This window comes from Vibrio sp. 10N.247.311.51 (genome assembly GCF_041467855.1).
GTDB classification, from domain to species: Bacteria; Pseudomonadota; Gammaproteobacteria; order Enterobacterales; family Vibrionaceae; genus Vibrio; species Vibrio coralliirubri.
Genome location: NZ_JBFSVK010000028.1, coordinates 24,544 through 47,000 on the forward strand (window position 1 = coordinate 24,544; position 22,457 = coordinate 47,000).

A 22,457-nucleotide genomic window follows, 5' to 3' on the forward strand; every position below is an offset into this window, starting at 1 on the left:
CGATATCTACAAAGCTATGCGTCTAACCATGTTGCTAACTTAAGGTGAACCGATGATTCAGACTATGAATTAGAGAAATTCTTTGTTGCTATCAGACGACCGACATTCGCCTAATAGCGTGCTAAGCAAGCAGTAAGCAATGAGCGCAGTAAGTAAAAGCTAAGGCATGCTTTCAAGGGATTCGGTTTCTTCCGGTTTATAGTGGGTTGGTTTCAAGCCCACACGAGTTGGCAAGAGTGTGCCAATAGAGATAGAAGACCATGTCCCACTTAAAATCCCGACACACAGTGCAATGGCGAAACCTTCTAGTGCGCTCCCTCCTAAAAACCACAATGCTGAGACTGTGACTAAGGTGGTGCCTGATGTGACAAGCGTTCGTGACAACGTTGACACGATGGACTGATCGAGAAGGGCATCGGTTTCACCGTCTGGCTTCGCACGAAATACCTCACGAATTCGATCTGAAATGATGATCGAGTCATTCAGGGAGTAGCCCATCACTGCCAGTAAAGCGGCCAACACGGTTAGGTTGAATTCAATTTGAGTCACCGCAAAGAGCCCTAGGACAATAACAATGTCGTAAATCAACGCCGCAATTGAACCTAGCGCTAATCGCCATTCAAATCGGTAGCTCAAGTACAGCAAGGTAAGAACGAAACAAGCCAAAATCGCTAAGCCGCCTTGTTCGACCATTTCTAACCCAACCTGAGGGCCAATTACGCTGCTGTTAGCAATGTGAAAATTGCTGTCTATTGGCAACAGTGCTTGGTTAAGTGCGTCTCGAAAATCGAGGTCTGTATCATTGAAACGCAGTTGCCAATTTCCTTCACTGCCTGCCGCCGTCACTTGAACATCTTGGCTCAGTGCTGAGTCGAGGTGAGATTTGAGCTGAACTTGAGTTACGTTTGGTTTTGTTTGAATATCGGCGACAACACCTCCCGTAAAGTCGAGTCCCCAATTGAACCCCCTTGCAACGATTGATGTAATGGAAAGCGTCAAAAGAATCAGAGATATCATCGTCATCAATTGACGTATTTTGGTGACGTTAATTGATTTGGTCATTACAGTTTCACCTCATGTGAGGTGTCTCTTCCCCACAAATAATTGATAAGAATTCGAGACGCAAATACGCCGGTAAATAAGCTAGTCAGTAGGCCTAATCCGAGTGTGATAGCAAAGCCTTGAATTGGGCCGTTACCTATTGCATACAAAGCGATGGCAACGATCATAGTGGTGAGGTTGGCATCGAAAATTGAAGAGAATGCACTATCGAACCCTCGATCTATGGATTGGGAAAAGTTTCTGCCTTCTCGCATTTTGTCTTTGATGCGTTCAAAGATAAGCACGTTGGTATCGACAGCCATCCCCACGGTTAGCACGAGCCCAGCAATGCCCGGAAGCGTTAGCACAGCGCCAGGGATGAGCGCCAATAGGCCAAACAGACACACTAAGTTGATAGTCAGTGCAGCATTCGCAACCCAGCCAAGGCGTCGATACCAACAAGCGATAAATACCAATGTAAAACCAAGCCCCAAGGCGAGTGCAGCAAAGCCATTTTTGACGTTTTCAGCACCAAGAGTTGGCCCGATTGTGCGTTCTTCAACAATGGTAACAGGAGCGGTGAGTGAGCCAGCTCTCAATAGAAGAGCCAGGTTTTGAGCGTCTGCCATTGACCCCGCGCCAGTGATGCGAAAGCGGCTACCCAGCGTTGATTGAATTGTCGCTACGCTGATAACTTCGCTTTGCTCAATGGATTGTCCTGTCTCTGATTGACTGTATTCACTGTACAGAGTCGCCATCGGGTTTCCGATATTGCTGCGCGAGTGATTGGTCATCAGCCGCCCCCCCGTGCTATCAAGAGTGATGTTAACTTCGGGTGTTCCCAATTCTCCTAGGCTGGCGCGTGCATCGATAATATGCTCGCCCCCTAAGATACTGTTTCTATGCAGAATGACAGGTCTACCATCCTGGTCATTGATGGATTTTGTTCGTGCGCTGACATTAGGCTCCACATGGTAAAACGCTAACGATGCAGTGGCGCCGATAATGTTTTTTGCGGATGTCGGGTCTTGTACTCCTGGCAGTTCGATGCGAATTCGATTTTCACCTTGGCGTTGGACTGCGGCTTCTGTGATCCCTAGCTCTTCTATGCGGCCTCGCATTGTTTGAAGATTTTGTGTCACAGTCAGAGTTCGAATCGCGCGTTTCTCTTCCTCATCCATTGAGATCGTTAAGCGCTCACCAGATTGGCTCAGAGTCCAATTTGGATACTGTGTTCTTAAGTGGATTCGAATATCGCCAAGTAATGCTTCATTATATCGAGCAATGACCACCTCACCGCTTTCTACACGACCGCGTACACGAAACTCCTGACGAAGGTCGTCGATCACTGATTGCGCGTGAGCATTAAAGACAGGGGCTAGGTCAACGTCTAAGAGAAATTGCACACCACCGCGCAGATCTAATCCAAACTTAATCGGCTGAAAGCCCAGCGAGGTTAGCCAAGAAGGAGCTGAAGGTTCGAGCGTGAGGGCAACGGTCTCCGATGATTGGATAAAATCGGACATCAAAGCTTGTGCGGGGGCTTGTTGCCCGCTTGAAGCAAACGTCACAACTAACCTATCGTTGTTTTCGCCAACACTGTGAACATCAATGCTATTGTCCACAAGATAACGATATACATCATCAGCGTGTGTCGAATGCGTTTGGTTTGAAATGTGCAAAGCTTCACGTTCACCAAATGCAGAGGGTAGGGCACTGAGAAGCATCAGTACTACAGACAACACGAGAACGATGACCTTCCATTTAGCTGAATAATTTATGGGTGCGATTGAGCGCTTTAACTTCATTTCGGTTGCATCTTATTGATTAACGCATACGTAAATAGCACCAAGCTTATTTATTAAATAAGCACCAGTATTAATCATGTATGAGTTGAAACTAAGGGATCCTAAAGGTTATCGATGGCGCTTTCGGTTTTATCGATAAACCTAACTGTTGGTTACCGAGCTATCTTAGTTTCTTGATTCAATAGAACTATGGGTTAGAGAAATTCATATTTGGTTTGCTCGACTTTGCATATATGAATTTCTCTAATTCCTCGCAGAGATTCGATTTATTTAAAACAATGTAATCTGAATTAATGATTGAGGATAAATCTACGTGGATTGCACAATATATTTAAACGATCGCAAATATAGAGTTTGCGATATTGGTGAAGGGAGATGCACTCTAGTGCTTAGTTACGCAGAAGGTATAGAGTCATTGCATGAGCATTTTAGCCATCAGTTTCTTGAGATAGAAAGAATGATAGTCATCGATATATCAACATGTTGGAGTGGAGAAATCGACACACTGTGCGAAAAGGATCGCTGTGAATTAATCGGAGATGTTCGGTTATTAACTGACATCTATTGGCTCGATGATTTTGAAATTAAAACAGATAAAGGACAAGAAATATTCCAAGGGATTTCTGCACTAGCGCTATCGACTGAATAGAAAACCCATTGATATGTTTGTCTACGGCGTTGATTTTTAAGTTGCTCTAGTTTGTTGGGGAGTGACAAACTAGAGCAACTTGTCTTGGCATAAAATTAGCTTCGAAAGCTGAATACTAGTCATCAATAATTAACGTGAGGTATTGAAAAGTATCAGGAAGCACCTTTTATAAATAAACCGATTGCATATGGATATTGTTTTGTAGAGTATTAGGGCACTCATTAATGATGGGTCATTAAAACAATAACAAGGATACTTAAAACAATGAAAATGCGTTTAAATCTAAGCCTTTTCCTAATTTCTACAGCTCTTAGTCCAGTTGCGCTTGCTGATATTACATACCCTGATGGCTACTACCTCGAAGCTGAAGGACTCGACGGAAATGCGTTAAAAGATATGCTCGGTGTGATTGCTGCTCGTGGGCAAAAGCAATTAACGTACACTCAAGTTTGGTCTGCATTGAAAGACACCAACGAAGACCCGAACAATCCGAACAACGTGATTCTGTATTACAGCGGTCGTTCACAATCCAAAGACTTTACCTCATCGGGTGACAACGACAAAAATGCTTGGAATCGTGAGCACCTTTGGCCTAAATCTTTTGGCTTTAAGCGCAAAGATCAATGGGGCTATACCGATATCCACCACCTACAGCCAACAGATGCCGAGATTAACTCCATCCGTTCAAATAAAGACTTTGATTTTGGCGGTTCGCCATTGAAAAAGTCGCCACTGAACAAAACGGATTACGACAGCTTTGAACCTCGTGATGCAGTGAAAGGTGATACCGCACGTTCAATTTTCTACATGGCTGTGCGCTATGAGGGCAACAACGCAAACATGCCTGACTTGTATCTGGTTGATGACACTTCGAGTACGTCAGGTAAACCTAAAGTTGGAAAGCTATGTACGTTGCTTCAATGGCATAACGCTGACCCAGTAGACAACTGGGAACGTCAACGCCACGAGAAAGCCGTGCAGTGGCAAGGTAACCGCAACCCGTTCATTGATAACCCAAGCTGGGTAAACGATATTTATGGCAGCCGATGTAACGGTTGATTTTATTCTTATTCGTCTGTTAAAAATTAAAGCTTCTCATTTCAGAAATATGCTGTTGGCTTAATACCCAGTCAACTCCATATAGCCAGATCCGGAATGAGAACCTTTAATCATGATTGGCCCCTCCCAATAAGGAACCGACAGCGGCATTTTGGCATTTGGATTGAGTGCCGAGACGGTCAGTTCGATCTGTTGAGTTGGAATTGAAATTTGCCATTCTGTTGGATAATCGCTTCCGTCGATTTCTGTTTGCTTGACGGCGGTTAGGGTTATCTCTTGTTGTGAAATGGCAATGCCAGAACCGTCTTGCTGCATTAATCTTGCGTTAGCATAACTGGCTTCGCCTGATGTTGAGTTTCGAAGCTGAAATACCACTAAGCTGGTTTCATCACTCAGCCTTAGCGCAAACCAATCCCAGCCTTGTTGCGAGTCGAGTAAAAACTGCGAGCTCCACTCTCTGTCTATCCAACCTTTGCCAGAAACCTGATGCGTGATGCCATCAATGGTTACCTCGCCCGATACATCAATGAATGGTTGGCTGTAGTAATAGGAAGCCACTTTGCCATCGCTACTTTTAGTGCTGTAGCCTTGTTCGCCTTGCTTTTGATAAGGCGAGTTGTTGGTTAACTTAAGCGAGTATCCAAATTGACCCGAGTTAGCGACCAATGTAGCTGGGAACAGGTCATCGGTCGTCGACGTCCATTGCCAGTCATCAAGATAGACACGAAATGGTGAAGCGCTTACTCCTGCCAGTTCTGGTTGGTCACGTGACCATTTTTCATCGGCATAGTGTTTGTTTTTAGTGGTGACAGCGCTGTGTGCCATGTAAATTTGCTGACTTTGCCACGTAGTTTCCTTGGTGCTATTGCCACTTTCCTGTGGTGCAGCCGCAAAGCGAAACTGTGTCCATTGCACGCCTAACGTATTGCCTTCTTCATCAATCAAGTTTGCGGTTAAATACCACCATTCATGACGAAAATCAGAGTGTGCTTGATGGTCGGCAGGGAAGGTGATCTCCACGCCTTTTACTACCTGTGTGAATTGATCAGTCTCTTTTTGTGTTTCATCATCGGTTTGTGTTTCTGCACCAAGTATCGAACCCATATTTTGAGCTGATGGTTGCGTGGACTCCTCGCATCCTAAAAAGAATAAGGGGGTAAATGTGAGAACGAAAACTCTCATTGATCGATTCATCACAACACCTCACTTTGCAAACTGGATACCACGGGTTTACTGACCAAACGCCACAGTGGAATCAAGGTCGCAAACATAGCCACTAGAATGGTGATGGCTGCGATGCTGAGTGCGTCACTCCAATTCCATACATAATTTAAGCTCCAACCAAAGGCGCGCAGGGTAACGATGTCGGTTAGTACGTAGCCGACCATAGCCCCGAGCGGTATGGCGATAACCAGAGTGAAGGCGACCAGAACAACGATTTGCCCGACCACCATCGCCATCAATTTTTTCTGACTTACACCGAGCGCATACAGCCTTGCAATGGCGGCTTTGCGTGCATCGAGCAACATGAAACAGGCGCAGAACAACCCTATCACCGCCACCATTAAAGTGACGCCATTAAGCGCCCGAGTGATGGCAAAGGTTTGTGAGAAGATATCTAAAGCGATCGATTTGATCTGTGCTTGATCGTAAAGCTGACTTGGGTGCAGATTGAGTTGCTGGCGTAGCTGTTCGTACACCACTTGTGGGGCGCCAGAAACTTTGATTCCCAAGCTGGTGGGTAAGTCAGTAAATCCACTTTCGAGCCATAAATTAGGTGCAAGCAACACTTCGCCATTCGGTGAGCCGTAATCGTGGAAAATCGCCCCGACGATGAGTGTTTTGTCTTGGATCGCGTCGAGCTTGAGTTGGCTTCCAAGGGACAAGCCGAGCTTCACCGCCGTAGGTTCGCTGATTGCCACGAACTCACCTTGGTAAAAGCGCGTCCAGAAGTCATTAAGGTAGGATTGGAACACCATGGTTTGCTCAAGTGTGTCTTTGTCTTTGGTGCCGAGCAAAGTAGGTAAGCCCTGCAAGTTATCGTCGACGTAGTATTGTTTATAAACGGTTTCAACATTATCAAACTGTTCTAACGCACGTTCTGCGTTCGCGGTTTCACCTTGGGCAGGGCTAACGTAAATATCAGCATGTAAGCGCTGTTCAAGCCATTGCTTTAAGGTGGATTCAAAGCTGCCGACTAAGGTGTTCATCCCCACATTGGCGGTGACGGCGAGAAGCAACGCCATCATGGCAAGGGAGAGAGGGGAGATAAGTTCACGCAGCTCAGCAAACAGATATTGTATTAACCCCGATTGGGTACGTTTTTCGCTCCAGTTCGCTAGCACGCTGAGCGTTTTGGGCAGATACAAGGGAATCGACACCACCAACACACCGAGCCATGCCATGGTAAAGCGATGATGTTCACTCAGCCGTAACCCTGCTAACGCGAGAATAGTTAATACTGCCCCGATAACAAACAGCTGAGTTTCGTTAGACGTTTCCGGCGCTTTATAGAAACCGCCATGGGAAGAGAGGGGTTGTCGCACTCGCTGTTTAAAGTGCTGCCAACATGCGACAAGCGTTGCGGCCAGCGTGAGCAGCAGTGCCTGCACTAACCAATGCCACTGCCATGTGCCTGGAAGCAGTGTTGCACCATAAAGTTGCTCAAGCGTTATCGCGACGGTGGGATGTAGCCAATGGCTGAGTTGAATGCCGAGAATGAAACCAAGCGAAGCGCCCATTGTGACTAAAAGAGTCAGTTCGACTAACAGGGCTGAAAATACGATGCTTGGCGCAATCCCGGCTTGTTGAATTTGCACCAACAGCCGATTACGTTTCAGCAAACTGTACTTCACACCGTTGTAAGCGATGAACAGGCCAACTAAAAACGCCAACAAACTCATGGCGGTGAGATTGAGGTGAAAGCTATCGGTAATTGAACCGAGATTCGTACTTTGGTTGTTGGATATCCATTGCCCTTGCTCCCCTATGATGCTTTGCCATTTATCCTGAGTATTGCTCTTAGTGTCAAAAATAGCGATATAGCTCAGTTGCCCTTGCTTGTTAAGCAGTTGCTGAGCGAACCCAATGTCCATCAACATTCGGCTACCTAGCTGCCATTCATCTGGTAGCACTACCACTTGAGTGAGCACTTCATCCAAAGTGAGTGCGTCTACTTCGTCCAAACTCTGGTGCTGAGATTGGCTCATCATCACAATGGGTTCACCCGCTAAGAGTTGCGGCAAAGGTAAGGCATTGTCGAACAGGGAAATGTTTGGCTCTTTGGTTTGAGTGTTGTTTTGTTCGTCGACGCGAGCGTGACGAGATCTTGAAGTGAGGGCGGCGATCAACTCACTGCCTTGAACTGACCAGCGTCGACCTTGCTCGTCTCTTACTCGCCCTTCAATCACGGGCAGCGCTGCGCTTAATCCACTTTGTCTTAAGCTGAAGTAGAGAGATTCCGGCAAATAGTTTTGCCCTGCTGGTGGAATGATAAGGTTTTGCGCTTGGGCGCTAAGTTGCTCGGTCGATTCTGCATAACTGCGTTTGGCATTGAGGTTGATGGCTTGCACCGCGACAAACAAGGTGACCGCCAGCACAATGCCGATCAGAATCGCCGCGGCTTGCAATGGTGATTGACGATAGTGTGCCGCAAATAGATTCAGAGTCAGTTTTGTATGGGTGAGCTGACTTTGTGCGAAGCCAGTTTGCTTCATTGGTTTACTCACAACGCTGCTGCTCTTGGGGTTAGATCTGCGTTCCTTAAACAACCATCATCTAACACCAATTTTGTCTGCATAAAGCTGGCACATTCTGGGCTGTGCGTAACCAAAAGCACGGCAGTGTTGCCTTGAGTGGTGATTTCACTCAGCAGCTTCATAACCTCTAACCCTGCTTTGTGGTCGAGGTTGCCAGTGGGCTCGTCGGCAAGCAATAGTTTGGGTTTATGGGCTAGAGCACGCGCTATTGCGACTCGTTGTTGCTGACCGCCAGAGAGTGCGGATACATGTCTTTCGAGTAGCTCACTGATGCCCAATGCATCAACTAAATAATCGCACCAGTCGCTCCATTTCTGTTGATTTAAATGGAGCGGGAAGGCGATGTTTTGTTTTACGTTGAGTGGGGTTAGTAAGTTGAACTGTTGAAAGATCACGCCTAGTTTTTGATGGCGGAATCGGCTCCACGGTGGATCTCTCCAATCTGATGTGTTCTCGTTATCGAGCCACAACTCGCCACCAGATAGAGGTTCAAACCCCGCAATGATGTTCAGCAGAGTACTTTTCCCGCTGCCACTCGCCCCTGTCAAAGCCACGCTTGCCCCAGTTGCTAAAGCGAAGTCGACATTGCCCAACACGCTATGAGTGTCTTTACCATCAATAAAGCTTTTGCTGGCCTGTGTGAGTGTGACAATTGGGCTTTCCATTTCCTTTCCTTATAACCAAAACTTACCAACAAAAGATGTCGTTACTTGTGGCAGTTACCGAAGCGACAAGCTCTATAAAACTGTAGACAATAATCTCAAACAATAGAGCGATTTATATCGAATTATTAATAACTTGTACTTCGAAAATAGGGAAATAGATCAGTGTGAGGAGGAATACGGGTGTTAGTGGGAGCTTAGAGTCACCTAGGAGGCTTTTAGGTTTTTCGTCAGATGGTTCGTGCTGTTTCTCTAGTTTGTTCCTGTTCCATTCTTCTAATGCTATTCATTGTGAATCCTCGCGTTGTATCTCGGGGGAAATTATACCTATCTAGCGGCATTCAAATAACTCTGATCTAGTTGCAATCTTGCATGGTAGCTCTTGGACATATCACTATGTAGAAAAGTTTATACTGGAGGTGCTGAAAACTCGAAAATAGCATAAGAGATTTTAATGAAGTAAGAAATTTTAGTAGAATCAATCTACTACGAAGTGGGATGAAGATTTTACATTCGGTATGGAAATTATCTGTTAGGTAAATTTAGATGAATGAACATTATGTTATCGAGCTATTTCAACGAGTTTTAGATCAAGCAATATGGTGCGGAAGTGATGAACTAAGAAAGCAAGGTTGGTGTATTACTTCCGAAACTTTAGAAAATGAACTGTTTGATTACATACGGGAACATGAGCTGAGTGAAGTTGAAGCAATAGAAGAGCTATTGACTGAGCGCTTTGAATCATTATTACAAGTTGAGTTAGAAAGAGAAACTCGACTATTGATCCCACCTTACAGTGACATGTTAATCGAATCTATCAAATCGTTTAATTTAGGTTTTTATAATATTTGTATACCGAGTTTATTTAGTATCATCGAATCAGCGTTAATGCATCTTGCAAACAAAGGTGAATACAATAATATTCGCTACGTTTCTGGAATTAGAAAAAGAGAAAGTTCTGAAGCTTTACACTTAGGTTTAAAGAGTAAGCTTTTTCAGATCGCAAACACAACTGAGGAACTATTTTCACCGATGCGGTTCGATGCTAGTGAATGCGACATTACTTTAAATAGACATGTTTCAGCTCATGGTCGCAGAGAGAGCTCGTACAATAAAACTGATTGCTTGAAATTATTTCTGCTTTTAGCATCCATAAAATCTTGTTACTCAAATTAAACATTTCTAAAAACAGTGACAGGCTGATTTTTAACTCATAGCACTTTACCAACTACGAGTTAGCCTTTGCAGCTCATTCATCCAATATCAACCGTTTTACTCAGTACAGATGTGGTGTTGTAGGGCGGGAACGACAACGACTTAACCACGCTCCAAGCGTTGTTAAGTCGTTATTGGTTTGAGGTTAGGGATTAGTTGAGTGCTTCAATCAGAGCGACTTCGCGTTTGATCTGTTTGCTCTCTTGTTCACTAGCCTGCGCCAGTTTTTGTTCGCGTGTGGTTATGGCTGCTTGTTTGGCTTCGTCAGATTTGAACATCAGTTCTTTTACGTTGATAGAAGCGATGTTTGTGTAGCGGCCATCGTCATTGGTCGGAATTGATATGGTTTCATCATTAATCAATGACTTCACTATCTCTCGTTGTTCATTGTAACGGCTCTCTAAACCAGAAAGTGCCCATCGCTGCTGAGTTTTACCTTCATACTGACCGTTCTTTTCTTCTTTGAGATACTTGATGGTCATATTACGGATTGTGCCTGCTTCTTCTCCATACTCTGCTTCCGTATCAAAGAGTACAGGGAATGATTCACCTTCTAGCACGCCGCCTTTCTTGGTTAGATGACCCATTCGATAGCTATTCATACCAATACGGATTTCTGTTTGATCAGTAACCGGGGTGCCATCTGCAAACGCGAGGTTGGTGATGCGGGTACCTGCAGGCTGAGTGAGGTCGATGGTATAAGTTACGCCTGCGAAAAAGTCATTGGTTGAGTATTTTGATGCTCTGCGTTCAGGGTTAAAACTGTAGGTTACATCGCCAGGTTGTACTGAGTTGAAGTAGCCCGCAGACCATTCCATGTAGGTTCTTAATTCTTTGCCTGTCATCTGGTAGACAGTGATTTCGCCACCCGCGTATTGGTAGTTGTACGCGATGTCTTTGGCTTTGATTGGGCCAACATCAAGCTCTGCATTGTCGTTGTCTATTTGAAGTGCGATGACATTGGCTTTAGGTGCATAGAAGAAGCTCGCTTCTTGGTATAGCGCACTAATGCCTGTGTCTTGAACATGGACTTGAGGGATACCGCGGATTTCGTTTTCTGGGACTAAATCAACGCCGGTAAGCTGAGCGACAGGTCGATTCGCCATTTCTCGGAGTTGTTTGTGATAAGGCTGGTATAACTCGTCCATATTCTCATCAGAGTCGATACCTTTAATTTTATAGGTGAAGCTGTCTTTGTTGACGAGAGTGAATGTGCCATCGCGCTCTTCAAATTGAAGATCGATACGCGATAGGGCGCGGCCATATTTGTCGGGCTCAGTAATAATAACGCCATTCACAACGGCCTTATCGATGCGAGTGTGCATGTGACCAGCGACGATGGCATCAAGCTCTGGGTTTGCATTGGCAATGTCGGTGACACCGGTGTCAGCAATGTCATTCTCGTTCTCAATCCCCATATGGGCAACCAATACGATGGCATCCACTTTATCATCAATCTCTTTGACGATTTTCTTCACTTCCAAGGTTGGATTAGTGAAAGTGACGCCTTCTAAACGGTTGGTACCTTGCGCAAAGACCTCCGTCATTGGGGTATCCATTCCGATCACGCCGATCTTAATACCACCGCGTTCAAGGATGGTGTAACCAGGCAAGAATGGGTTTCCGTTTTTGTTCTTGATGTTGCCACCGAGAGATTGCCCTTTAAATTGCGTAACGGCTCTGTTGAGTGTTTTAAGGCCAAAGTCGAATTCGTGGTTACCTAAAACCCACACATCATATTTCATGTGATTAAAGCCAAGCATCATTGGATCAACAGGCTCGTCTTTGAAAGTTTCTACGAAGTTGCCTTGGATGGTGTCGCCAGCATCGACAAGGATAATGTTAGATTGCTCTTTGCGGATCTCACCAACCTTGGTCGCGATTTGGCTCAAGCTACCACGAGTGTTGAGTTTATCCGCCGCGTAATCCCACGCCATAAAATGACCATGGATATCTGAAGTACCCAATATCGTGATATCGTGTATGTCTCCATCAGCTGCGAAGGTGGGAAAGGCTAGAGAGAGTAGGATGGCGCTTGATAGTATGTGTCTTTTCATAAGTATGTTCACATCGTGGTTTTAAGTATGACGCTACCATATAGAATCGAGGTTATCTTATGGGTGACCAGTGTCATATTTCTAGTGATACAACTTATTGATGTTTCAAATAAATGTGACTCATGACCACCTCGCAACAACTTAAGTTATGATGAAACCCACCACAAATCTTCGCTCTCGTTTCAATCCTCGATTTCTGTAATCCAACTTTCTAAGCGAATCCCTTTTCTTAAACACGACTGTCTTTGTTTAAGGTGATTGGGTTATCCCGCCATTCCCATTACTTCTTAGAGCGGTCTTAATATTTCTATTAATAACTATACCTCTAATTTATTGTTATGTTATAACATAACACAACATAACAATAAATGTTGTTTTTGGATGTTCGGTGGGAATTTGAATAAATCTGTATTGTCTGTGCGCGGGCTCTGCGCTGATGGCTTGGCTAATTGGAGAGCCGTCTCAGACGTGACATTTGATGTGAACGACGGTGAATGCGTTGCCATCATTGGGCCTAATGGAAGTGGAAAGTCCAGTTTGCTGAAAGGCATTACAGGCGAATATAAAACCGTCGCGGGTGAGTTGATGTTGTCTGGTATTGCACTTGGAAGCCTTGAGCGGCAGCAGATAGCCAAGCAAGTCGCGGTGGTTACTCAACATGAGCATGTTGATCCTCGTTTGAGTGTTGCTGAGTATGTTGGCTTAGGCCGTACTCCTCATACGTTTTGTTGTAGTGCAAAAGAGCACAAACGAGCGGTTCAGCAGGCGATGCAAGATGTTGGTCTTGTTCACAAAAGCCAGCGGTGCTTTGGTGAGCTATCCGGTGGTGAACAGCAACGTGCAAGTATTGCTCGCGCCTTTGCACAGGAGCCTAGGCTTTTACTCTTAGATGAACCCACAAACCACCTTGATCCTCTCGCTCGCCTTGAACTTCTGAGCCTAATTAAACAACGCGGCATTGCGTCTGTTGTGGTGTTGCACGATTTACCTTTGGTAGCGCCATTCGCCGACAAAGTCCTGTTGATGTCAGACCAAAAGATGGTGGCGTTCTCAGCCCCAGATACCGTGATGCAAGACCGATACATGATCCCTGTTTTTGGATTGCGCGTTCTTACGTTCAATCATCCTAATCTGTGCAGCACCATCCACCATTTTGAAGCTGCATCAACTCACTCAACTCACTTAACTCTCTCTAATCACTCTTTAATAGGATCAGCCCAATGAAGTGGCCTGTAATTTCCAGTCTTTTGTTTCTTTTACCTTTCTCTTTTGCGCATGCGACAAGTACTCAATACCCAGTGACGGTTGATAACTGTGGGAGCCCACTGACCATTGAAAAGCGACCTTCAAGAGCGGTTGTGCACGACATCAATATGACCGAGATGGCTTTTGCCCTTGGTCTTCAAAAGGAGATGGTGGGTGTTACAGGCATTACTGGTTGGTACAAGATGTCGAATTCGTTTGAAGAACGTTTAGGAGACATTCCTGAGCTCGCACCTAAGTATCCTTCATTAGAAACATTGATTGCTGCTGATGCTGACTTCTTTTTCGCTGGCTGGAATTACGGAATGAAAGTGGGTGGTGAAGTGACACCTCAAACAGTGAAGCCATACGGGATTGATACCTTAGTGCTCTCTGAAAGTTGCATTCATACCCAAGGTCAAAAAGAAGGTGCGACAATGGATCTGCTTTATGGCGACATGCAAAAGTTAGGCGTTATTTTCGACAAGCAAGCAGAAGCCGAGGCTTTGGTAAACAGCTGGAAAGAGAGAGTTGAAAAAGTAGCAGAAAAGCAGAAAGCATCAGGTAAGCCGAGTCCAAAAGTGTTCTTGTTTGATTCGGGTGAAGATAAGCCTTTCACCGCGGGTAAGTACGGAATGCCAAACGCAATGATTGAAGCTGCTGGTGGCCAAAATATCACAGGTAATATGGAAGCAAGTTGGGCAAGAACATCTTGGGAGAATGTCGCTCGTGAAAACCCAGATGTGATTATCCTTCTTGATTACCAATCGGCGAGTGGTGCCGATTCGTTGCAACGTTTCCTCGAAGCCCATCCGTTAATGAAATACACCAATGCGGTCACTTCTGGTCGTTATGTCAAACTGCGTTATGAGCAACTCACCCCTGGGCCTGCCAATATCGATGCTATTGAGAAACTTGCAGAGGCGTTCGTTTCTGAGTGATCGGGAAGGTTGTCATATGAAACCTTGTTATTGATAAGAGTAGTAATCCGTTGATTTTATTTGATAAATATAGGGCAGCATGGCTAACAGGTATCACTGCCATGCTGCTCGCCTTCATGATGAGTTTACAATTTGGCTCGGTCCCTTTGTCTTTCAAAGAAGTGCTCATAGGGTTGAGCTCTTTCAATGATCCAACGCCGGATATGACCAGTCGAATACTGATCGATTTGAGGTTACCGAGAGCATTGTTAGCCGTTATCGCTGGTGCAGGGTTGGCGATGGTTGGGGCGTTGCTTCAAACCTCGACACGAAATGATCTCGCGGATCCGTTTCTGTTTGGCTTGTCATCTGGCGCGTCTGCTGGTGCGGTGTTGGTGATCACCAAAGTGGGAGACGCTCTGGGTGTTTGGTCACTGCCACTGGCTGCATTCTCGGGTGGTATTGTGTCGGCGACGGCCGTTCTGATTCTGTTTTCGATGCAGAAGAAAAAGGGCAATGACAACTTGATCTTGTGTGGTTTGGCGATCTCATTTCTATTCGGAGCCATCACCAGTTTTTTGATTTATTCAGGCGACCAGAGAGCGGCGAGTTCGATTTTGTTCTGGACGATGGGAGGCTTAGGACTCGCGCGTTGGGATAATTTGATTTTTGCCTTGGCGGGCGTGTTGTGTCTTATTGCGTTGATTTTCAAACGTTATCGGGAGCTCGATACTTTGTTGGTGAGTGAACAGACGACAAGCTCATTGGGGATCAACGTACACCGCCTACAAAGCGAGATTTTTCTCTGTTGTGCGTTTTGTACTGCGTCGATTGTATCGATGACCGGAGTAGTCGGTTTTATTGGCTTGATGGTTCCCCACTTAGTACGACCGTTTTCAGGTGTCACTCATAAGCGAGCTCTGCCTTTGGTTGCCTTGTGGGGCGCGGTACTTTTACTATTTGGGGATGTGATTAGCCGAACCATATTAGCTCCACAAGAACTGCCTGTAGGTATTGTTACGGCAGCGCTTGGCGGGTTATTCGTTTTGTATCTTGTTTGGCGTAAATAGTGTGCTCTCAATTCCATCAAACTACACAGGCAGCAAGATGATCTTGCCGTTCAAGCGTGTGGTTTTCGATTCAATGAGATCAATCGCGGTTTGCACTTCATCTAATGGCAGATAGCGGTCAACGTCGAGTTGAATGTCGTTTGTGATGAAGTGATCTAGCATGGTCGTGAACTTATCACGGCGAACATCTTTACCTTCCGCTTCCTCCCAATAACGTAAGAAGAAGGTTTTGAAATCAATGTCTTGGCTTTTCGCGTACTCAAAGAAGCGTGGTTCGTAAAAATCCAGAGACAGCGTCCCATAGTTGATAAAGCGCCCGTTGTTGCCAAGGGTGTGAATAAGATCGGTTCCGGGTGAGCCGCCAATTGCATCAAAGGCAACGGTTGGCATAGGTAAGCCTAACGCCGTAATTTGAGAAGCTAAATCGTCGTGTGCATCTAACACCCAACTGGAAGTGATTGGGTATTGTGTCGGCTGTGATGTAACGACAATGATTTTGAAGCCGAGTGATGCTGATAACTGGGAGAAGATCTTACCGATGGCTGAACTGCCCGCGTTGATGATCAACACATCTTCTTGGTTCAGCTTGGCTATTTCTGTTGTCAGCACCCATGCAGTTAGCGCATTAATGTACAACTGACAGGCGTAGCCATTGTCTAAATGCTGAGGAATTTGGAACAGGTCATCTGGTGATACATCGACATAGTTCTGCCATGTTCCACTGCTTGCCACAAGCACGCGCTGATTCACTGAAAACTCAGCACTGCTGGATTCTACAACACTTCCTACCGCTTCAAATCCCGGCACTCTCGGCGGCTGATGGCTATGTTTGTATTGGCCCACACCATAAATCGACAACAGATCACTAGGGTTGATGTTAGTCGCTTCAATTTGTACGCGAACTTTATCTTTGTCTAGTGCCCCTAAAGCGACATGTTCTAACTTGAGAGATTCTTTTGGCTGACCGAAACGGAACTGGCTAATTCGGGTATTTTGCTTAGTGTCAGTCATAGTTCGGATACCTTTATGGGTTATGAGTACAGCATTGATTTTAAGTGTAGCGTGTTCATAAACAATCTTGGGTCGGTAATATTGCTCAACATAGCTGGTGTTGGCAATCGATTGTTCAAATTGAAATTAGTTAACCAAAAGTTGACCAACACCTATTTACAATGATTCCTAGTTTAATAACTGGGAGTTAAGAAAGATGAACGTGCCTGAAGTAATGTCTAAGTGGAAAACATTGCTGGCTCTGAGCATGGCCTTGTTTGCTCTTAAGTTTCATCTACTTCTGATCTGGGGGCTATTTTGCTGGTTTTGGGGATGGGAAAATCTTCGCGCAAAAGAAGCCTTCTTTGTTGAACGTATTGAGCTAAAAGAACATCCAGTTTTGTTTACCTTAATCATCATCAGTTGGTTTGTGATGGGAGGGGTATATTTCTATATGGACAATAGAGTCTTTGAGTTTTTTAGCTCTTTGTAGCAAAGCAAAAGTTAATAATTAGGATACGTTATGAAAATTTATTTAATTAAAGCGTCTGCTGGCAGCGATTACTCAAAATACAAAGCCTCTACGGGGGGACCTCCACAAAACATCTTTGCCGCCGCTGCTGCGACACCAAAGTGGTACAAGTTAGATATGGTTGATGAGACCATAGGTGCAAAAGCCGACCTTTATAATGATGCTGATTTGGTGGTGATATTTATGTCCACTCCAGATGCTTATAGGGCTTACGAGCTAGCTTCTAAATATAAGAAAAAAGGCAAAACAGTCATACTCGGGGGGTTACATACTCAGTTTAACCCTTCAGAAGCGGCAGTATATGCGGATTGTTTGGCGATGGGAGAAGTTGAGAACTACTGGGTTCAGTTACTCCGTGACGCTGAGTTTGGTTCGCTACAGCCTATTTATGAAAGCTCCGAGCCTGTCGATCTCAGTATGCTCAATCCATACCCAACAAATATCATCAATCCTGAAGCGTACAATTATACATGGTCAGTAGTTGTGACAAGAGGTTGCCCATTTAAATGTAACTTCTGTTTAGTGCCAAGGTTCTTTGATAAGTTCCAGAAAAGGCCAATCGAAAGTATCGTCAGCGAGTTAGCGGATCTCAAGACATTAGGTATTGAGTGGGTTGAGTTACACTCCGACAATCTCACTCATGACCGTGAATATGCTTTGGCACTATTTAAAGGCATTGAGCCGCTTAACATGAGCTTCTATGGGGAAACGACAGTCTTGATTGCTCGTGACACCGAATTGCTTAGTGCTGCGGTGAAGTCAGGGTTCAAAGCTGTATTATTAGGCATAGAAACGCCATCTGAAGAGGCTTTAAAGGCTCAAAAAAAAGGCTTTGTGAAACCATCTAAAATGAAAGAGTACATCGCTGAGATAAGATCTCATGGTATTGAAGTATGGGGAGATTTTTTGTTCGGTTTTGATGAACATGACACTTCTATCTTCAAACAGACGCAGAAGTTCGTCGAAGATATCAAGGTTGATAAGGTGATCCCGCACTACATGATTCCGTTTCCCGGTTCGGAATCTTTTGTTCAGCTAGAGCGAGAAGGGCGACTTCTTACTAAAGATTGGTCCAAGTACGATGGTAGCCATCCGGTTTATCAGCCAAGTCGTATGAGCGTTGAAGAGCTAGAGGAAGGCTTGTATTGGATTTGGAGAAAGAATGCGAGCTTGAAAGAGCGAGTTGTTGCCTGGTTCAATTAAAATTTGTTCTGGATACATGGAATGAAAATCGCGAAGGTTCATAAATAAGTTTTACTATTCGGAATGCCTGACTGAGTCAGTACACTTTAAAGGCTCCATGTGGAGCCTTTGCATCAAGTTTTTGACGTAGCGTTGAAACCCCGCGATCAAAAGCCATAGCTTTGTTTGATTGGATCGCAGACTAGTTTATATTTAGCGTCCGCAGCTTCTTTCCCAGCAAATTCTAACATCGCTTCTGAATAACCCATTGCAGTGCCGAACTCTTCCATTATATAAGGATCTTCTTTGACACTAACTGTGCGATCTTTCGATAGCTCGACAATAAACTTAGCGTAATCTTGGTCTTTATCTAAGCCTGCCGCCCAACCAAAACAGTGAGCCGCATCTTGCTTAGGGAATTCGTTAAAATCTTCACCATTCACTTCGGCTAAAGCAGCACCCGAAACAAGTGCTGTAAGTAGTGACATGCTAGTAATTAATTTTTTCATATTGCTTATATCGAATATTGAATATGAAGCTATCTTATTGCGAACGCTATGAAATAAATGTGAACATATTTGTTATTATTTTCAAGTCATGTGACTTTTGATGTAACTGTTTTAATCGTTTACGAGCACAACATCGATTTCAAATGCAGCGTGTTCATAAACAACCTTGGGTCGCTAATATTGCTCAACATAGCTGGTGTTGGTAAACAGTCGTCATCAACGTAGTCGACATAATCTGCCGCCGAATCGAAGATCAAAATATCCAAAGCCAAACGATCCAAGCCATATCGGCCTCGGTGGATCATATCCGCTGAAAACACCAATAAGTCACCTGCGGCTAACGGTATCTGCTTACCACCAGAGATGTCATCGCTGCTCACTTTGCCGTTTTCTTCTTGGCGAACATTGTACTCTTCTTCGTTATCCCAACGTTTGTGCGTGCCGGGGATAAGTTCCATACCGGGCTCATCAAAAAGGGGCACTCGCAGATGCAATACTTGGGTTTCCATGATGACTTTCATCTGGTCATCAATGTCGTAGTCGTATTGACAGTCACGATGCCAGAAGTCTTTTTGCTGCGGGTTTACTGGGTTGAAGAACAGCTGTGTATTCATGAATGCCGGCTTGTTCGGAATCACCGCATCAACCACGTCCATCACTTGTTTCGAGCTGATGAAGTCGAAAAGCACGCTTCTATCGTCCGCAGGCAAATACTCGCTTCCCGTAATTAAAGACGAGTTAAATGCTTCTTCTTTATAGAATTCTTCATTGTCTGCTTTCCATGATTCATGAAATTTCAGCACGACTTTTCTAAGCGATGCAATTTGAGCTTCATTGAAATAATTTCTGATAACAAAATAACCATGTTCGTCGTAACGGTCACTTAATTGTTGGCTGTTTTCTACCACTGACTACCTTCGTTCATTCTTTGCTGTGTAATAACCACAGATTTCTTGGGCGCATAATGCCAGACAGTCGTCATTCAACCAAGTAACGAGTGCAGAAGCCTGTAGATTCAGTGATGCTATGAAGCCATATGGGGGGCGACTTTTACATGCCTCTCCATGTTATGGACTCATGTGATACAGATCTCCCCATATGTGACACATCCCCTATTTTACAAAGTGTAATGATTCATATGGTGAATAAATTTATGGTTTAGATAATTATTGACCATATTGTGATTTAATTGGCTTAGGGAAGAGAGTAAATCATGGATGGTTTTTCGCTGGATATTAGAACACTTAATTTTATTATTATTTTGTTTTCTTTCATTTACTGCATTGGCTTGTTGCTGTTCCAATTTACCCAACAGTCCATTAAAGGGCTTTCAATTTTTTCCATTTCAATATTTGTTATCGGAAGTGGGCCGTTGATGTTGAGCCTAAGAGGGGAGTTACCGGATTGGGTCACTGTTATTGGTGCCAATATGGTCATTGCGCTTGGCTTTCATCTCGCTTTGTATAGCTTGTGCCTGTTTCGAGAATATTCCCTAAAATGCACCTACCTCAGCAGTCTGATGATGTTGGCTCTTTTGCCATGTTTTATTTATTTCACGTACTACGAACCTTCCATCAAGGCTCGAATTATCCTCATTAGTTTCTATTTAGCCTTTGTGACTATTTGCACTGCTTTTGCGGTATTGAAGGGGCAACGTGATGACTTGACCTTAGCAACTCGGATGATGGCCTTGTCATTTTTGATATATGGCGGGTTTATGGCTTTCCGAGTAATGGTGACGCTATTTTCAGCTGAGTTACAGGATTTCATGGCGGCTGCACTCATTCATCAGCTTGCCTTTTTAGTCAGTATTGTTCTTATCGTATCGATGAGCTTCACGATGCTCTGGTTGATTAATGCAAGGTTGCTTAGGTCTATTCATGACCTATCTTACAGCGACCCTTTAACGGCACTTGGAAACCGCAGAGCATTAGATGAAATGGTTCCTGTCATCATGAAGCAGGCGGGGACTGCACCTGTCAGTGCCATTATGATGGATATTGATAATTTTAAGTCGATCAATGACCAACATGGACACATTGTGGGTGATCTCGTGATCAAGTCTTTTGCTGAAATGGTTCAAAGTGCGATAAAAACATCGCCAACAGCCAGCGCGTTCCGTTTTGGCGGAGACGAGATAATGATTTTATTACCCAATGTTAATTTCCTACAAGCACAGGCTATTGCTTGTAAGCTGCGATTGTCTATTTCAGAGATCTCAGCCGTGCAAGGAAATGAGATGTTTCTGACGTCGAGTTTCGGTGTCGCTCAGCTTCACCCACATGAGAATTGGGATGGGTTTATTAGTCGAGCCGACAAAGCGTTATATCAAGCGAAAACAAACGGTCGCAATATGACTTCAATTTGTCCTAGTCATATTAACGAGATCGTCACTGCCTGATGATGACAGGTCTTTATACGTTAGTTTGACCCGCCACTATTTTGATACAGCCATTATATTGTTGGCTGTGGCGCTGAGTCTGTTTTTTGGCTTTGCGTTAAAGTCTGTGAGGCAGTGGTTTCAGTTTCTTCTGCAGGAGTAAAATGCTTATCTGTCAGCGTCACGGTCATTCCTTCATGCTTCACTGTTGTGGTTGAAGCTTCTAGTTGCGCTTGGTTTGTTGTCACGGGTTCTGCGAATGCCATCATTGAGGTTGTAAAAAAGATCGTTGCTAGTGCGATTTGAGTAAGGGTTTTCATTGGGCTGTATCCTATTGGGTAATGATTAATAGCTGATACGTGCACTATAAAAATTATGTGGAGGCCGTTCTTATCATTTTACGCCACCGTAATATTTATGCGGTGGATGAATATTTTACTGGTGGATGATTTCCAGTTATCTTTTATCCAGCGTCCAAGTATGGCGACGTTCAAATCACTGCCACATCACCAATACCGCTGCGATAGAGAGTAAGATGAGTGCAACAATGTCTTTGCGTGCGATGCGTTGCCCTAACCAGAAGTAGGATATCAACACCATGAAGATCACTTCGACTTGCCCAAGCGTCTTTACGTACGGAACGGCTTGAAGTGACATTGCGCTAAACCAACCCAGAGAACCGATAACACTCGCTAGGCTTGTCATGACGACCAGTTTCGACTTCTTGAATATCAGGCGCAGCGTGTCGCGTTCTCTGAAAAAGAGATACGTACAGATAATCACTGTCTGAAGGGAAATGACGAGGAAAAGCACCCATGCGGCGCTATGAGGGAAGGGTAACCCGATACTCAAGCTCGCTTCCCGTACCCAAAGAGACGTTAAAGCAAAGGCGGTGCTACAAGCCATACCTAATAAGAACACTTTCGGGGACAAGCTTCGCCAGCCAGAAGCGCTACTCATGATTAGCACGCCTAAAGTACCAATAAGTACGCCGACCCAACCTGTCACTGTTAATGCGGTACCAAAAAACAACACGGATAGCACCGCAGATACGGGAGCTTCACACTTGGCTAATCCTGCGCCTATCGCATAGTTTTCGAGCTTGAACAGCATCACCATTAAGCCGGTTGCTAGGATCTGCATAATGGCGGCTGCAACAATATAGAAAACAAATTCACCCGAAAAATCCGGTGCGGAGACTGGCTTCCATTGATAGAGGGCGTAGAGGTAAATAAGGGCGATTGGGCCAGCCCAAATAAAACGCGCCAACGTCACGCCAGCCACACTCATGGTACCACTTAATTTACTTTGAAAGGCATTGCGCCAAGATTGGCTAAAGGCGGCAAGGAGAGTAAAGGCGATCCAACTAAAAGACATGACGCT

The 22,457-nt window shown here is 44.7% G+C and carries 20 protein-coding genes; 9 read left to right on the forward strand and 11 right to left on the reverse strand.

Translation table 11 applies throughout. From position 1 onward, the window contains the following. Nucleotides 1-159: 159 nt before the first annotated feature. Together secF and secD are read right to left on the reverse strand one after the other, a co-directional pair. Nucleotides 160-1,062, reverse strand: coding sequence for a protein translocase subunit SecF (gene secF / locus AB6E85_RS20620; protein ID WP_372143992.1), 903 nt, complete (start codon nucleotides 1,060-1,062; stop codon nucleotides 160-162). Continuing rightward, a complete protein-coding gene (secD, locus tag AB6E85_RS20625; protein WP_372143994.1) occupies nucleotides 1,062-2,849 on the reverse strand; it encodes a protein translocase subunit SecD in 1,788 nt (595 codons plus the stop codon). The genes secF and secD overlap by 1 nt, the downstream gene beginning before the upstream one ends. A 385-nt stretch (nucleotides 2,850-3,234) precedes the next feature. Between secD and AB6E85_RS20630 the strand changes: the two genes are divergently transcribed. Then, nucleotides 3,235-3,498 carry a hypothetical protein gene (locus AB6E85_RS20630; RefSeq protein WP_017091753.1) on the forward strand — a complete coding sequence of 88 codons (264 nt, stop codon included), beginning with the start codon at nucleotides 3,235-3,237 and terminating at the stop codon, nucleotides 3,496-3,498. Between the two features lie 264 nt (nucleotides 3,499-3,762). After that, nucleotides 3,763-4,557 (forward strand): endonuclease I family protein, encoded by a 795-nt coding sequence (locus tag AB6E85_RS20635; protein ID WP_048609778.1) that lies wholly within the window; start codon nucleotides 3,763-3,765, stop codon nucleotides 4,555-4,557. Nucleotides 4,558-4,617: 60 nt separating this feature from the next. Here AB6E85_RS20635 and AB6E85_RS20640 read toward each other — a convergent pair whose 3' ends face one another. From AB6E85_RS20640 to AB6E85_RS20650, 3 genes are read right to left on the reverse strand one after another with little or no spacing between them, the layout of a single operon-like run. After that, on the reverse strand, nucleotides 4,618-5,751 hold the full coding sequence (locus tag AB6E85_RS20640) for a lipocalin-like domain-containing protein (RefSeq protein ID WP_372143996.1): 1,134 nt from the start codon (nucleotides 5,749-5,751) through the stop codon (nucleotides 4,618-4,620). Next, entirely contained in the window at nucleotides 5,751-8,273 is a 2,523-nt protein-coding gene (locus tag AB6E85_RS20645; protein WP_372144055.1) for an ABC transporter permease, read from the reverse strand. Before AB6E85_RS20645 ends, AB6E85_RS20640 begins: the two co-directional genes overlap by 1 nt. A gap of 8 nt (nucleotides 8,274-8,281) precedes the next feature. Further along, nucleotides 8,282-8,980 carry an ABC transporter ATP-binding protein gene (locus AB6E85_RS20650; protein WP_372143998.1) on the reverse strand — a complete coding sequence of 233 codons (699 nt, stop codon included), beginning with the start codon at nucleotides 8,978-8,980 and terminating at the stop codon, nucleotides 8,282-8,284. 543 nt (nucleotides 8,981-9,523) lie between these two features. Here AB6E85_RS20650 and AB6E85_RS20655 point away from each other — a divergent pair. Further along, nucleotides 9,524-10,153, forward strand: coding sequence for a hypothetical protein (locus tag AB6E85_RS20655; RefSeq protein ID WP_372144000.1), 630 nt, complete (start codon nucleotides 9,524-9,526; stop codon nucleotides 10,151-10,153). Between the two features lie 191 nt (nucleotides 10,154-10,344). Here the strand turns inward: AB6E85_RS20655 and AB6E85_RS20660 are convergent, their stop codons facing one another. Further along, nucleotides 10,345-12,249 carry a bifunctional UDP-sugar hydrolase/5'-nucleotidase gene (locus AB6E85_RS20660; protein ID WP_372144002.1) on the reverse strand — a complete coding sequence of 635 codons (1,905 nt, stop codon included), beginning with the start codon at nucleotides 12,247-12,249 and terminating at the stop codon, nucleotides 10,345-10,347. 381 nt (nucleotides 12,250-12,630) lie between these two features. Here AB6E85_RS20660 and AB6E85_RS20665 point away from each other — a divergent pair, with 381 nt between their 5' ends. From AB6E85_RS20665 to AB6E85_RS20675, 3 genes are all read left to right on the forward strand, one after another. Continuing rightward, nucleotides 12,631-13,473: an ABC transporter ATP-binding protein gene (locus AB6E85_RS20665; protein ID WP_372144004.1), complete on the forward strand. Its 843-nt coding sequence runs from the start codon at nucleotides 12,631-12,633 to the stop codon at nucleotides 13,471-13,473. After that, a complete protein-coding gene (locus AB6E85_RS20670) occupies nucleotides 13,470-14,432 on the forward strand; it encodes an ABC transporter substrate-binding protein (RefSeq protein WP_372144006.1) in 963 nt (320 codons plus the stop codon). Before AB6E85_RS20665 ends, AB6E85_RS20670 begins: the two co-directional genes overlap by 4 nt. 101 nt (nucleotides 14,433-14,533) lie before the next feature. Beyond that, nucleotides 14,534-15,481, forward strand: a complete 948-nt coding sequence (locus tag AB6E85_RS20675; protein ID WP_372144057.1) for a FecCD family ABC transporter permease — start codon at nucleotides 14,534-14,536, stop codon at nucleotides 15,479-15,481. Between the two features lie 21 nt (nucleotides 15,482-15,502). On the opposite strand, the gene AB6E85_RS20680 is transcribed toward AB6E85_RS20675, so the two are convergent. Next, entirely contained in the window at nucleotides 15,503-16,492 is a 990-nt protein-coding gene (locus AB6E85_RS20680; protein ID WP_372144008.1) for a zinc-dependent alcohol dehydrogenase family protein, read from the reverse strand. Nucleotides 16,493-16,688: 196 nt separating this feature from the next. Between AB6E85_RS20680 and AB6E85_RS20685 the strand changes: the two genes are divergently transcribed. Beyond that, on the forward strand, nucleotides 16,689-16,964 hold the full coding sequence (locus AB6E85_RS20685; protein WP_372144010.1) for a hypothetical protein: 276 nt from the start codon (nucleotides 16,689-16,691) through the stop codon (nucleotides 16,962-16,964). Nucleotides 16,965-16,994: 30 nt separating this feature from the next. After that, entirely contained in the window at nucleotides 16,995-18,206 is a 1,212-nt protein-coding gene (locus AB6E85_RS20690) for a radical SAM protein (RefSeq protein ID WP_372144012.1), read from the forward strand. 146 nt (nucleotides 18,207-18,352) lie between these two features. On the opposite strand, the gene AB6E85_RS20695 is transcribed toward AB6E85_RS20690, so the two are convergent. After that, on the reverse strand, nucleotides 18,353-18,694 hold the full coding sequence (locus tag AB6E85_RS20695) for a hypothetical protein (RefSeq protein ID WP_017081414.1): 342 nt from the start codon (nucleotides 18,692-18,694) through the stop codon (nucleotides 18,353-18,355). Between the two features lie 119 nt (nucleotides 18,695-18,813). Further along, on the reverse strand, nucleotides 18,814-19,602 hold the full coding sequence (locus AB6E85_RS20700; protein ID WP_372144014.1) for a phytanoyl-CoA dioxygenase family protein: 789 nt from the start codon (nucleotides 19,600-19,602) through the stop codon (nucleotides 18,814-18,816). A 305-nt stretch (nucleotides 19,603-19,907) separates the two neighbouring features. On the opposite strand from AB6E85_RS20700, the gene AB6E85_RS20705 reads away from it, so the two are divergent. Continuing rightward, complete coding sequence (locus AB6E85_RS20705) at nucleotides 19,908-21,095, forward strand: GGDEF domain-containing protein (protein ID WP_372144016.1); 1,188 nt, start codon at nucleotides 19,908-19,910, stop codon at nucleotides 21,093-21,095. Between the two features lie 53 nt (nucleotides 21,096-21,148). On the opposite strand, the gene AB6E85_RS20710 is transcribed toward AB6E85_RS20705, so the two are convergent. Together AB6E85_RS20710 and AB6E85_RS20715 are read right to left on the reverse strand one after the other, a co-directional pair. Further along, nucleotides 21,149-21,394 (reverse strand): hypothetical protein, encoded by a 246-nt coding sequence (locus tag AB6E85_RS20710; RefSeq protein WP_372144018.1) that lies wholly within the window; start codon nucleotides 21,392-21,394, stop codon nucleotides 21,149-21,151. 175 nt (nucleotides 21,395-21,569) lie between these two features. Then, nucleotides 21,570-22,451, reverse strand: a complete 882-nt coding sequence (locus tag AB6E85_RS20715) for a multidrug transporter (RefSeq protein ID WP_372144020.1) — start codon at nucleotides 22,449-22,451, stop codon at nucleotides 21,570-21,572. Nucleotides 22,452-22,457 lie beyond the last annotated feature (6 nt).